The 347-nt window shown below is 65.4% G+C and carries 1 protein-coding gene; it reads left to right on the forward strand.

Annotation, left to right across the window (positions count from 1 at the left end):
• Positions 1 to 347 (forward strand): amidohydrolase family protein (locus tag GNF10_RS37435; protein ID WP_185607533.1); only part of this gene is annotated, 347 nt, incomplete at both ends.

Here is a 347-nt window from a genome sequence, read left to right on the forward strand (position 1 = left end):
GCGGCTCTTCACTCCGACACCCTCAACGAGGCCGGATTCGTCGAGACCACCCTCGCTGCGATCAACTGCCGTGGAATACACGCTTATCACACCGAAGGTGCAGGCGGCGGACACGCTCCCGACATCATCACCCTGGCGCAGGACCCCAACATCCTGCCGTCCTCGACCAACCCGACGCTGCCCTTCACGCGCAACACCGCTGAGGAGCATCTCGACATGCTCATGGTGTGCCACCACCTCAACCCCGCCATCCCGGAGGACGTCGCCTTCGCGGACTCGCGCATCCGCCCGGAGACGATCGCGGCCGAGGACGTGCTGCACGACCTGGGCGTGTTCTCGATGACGTG

It is taken from the genome of Nostoc sp. UCD121 (assembly GCF_014222285.1).
Classification (GTDB): Bacteria; Cyanobacteriota; Cyanobacteriia; order Cyanobacteriales; family Nostocaceae; genus Nostoc.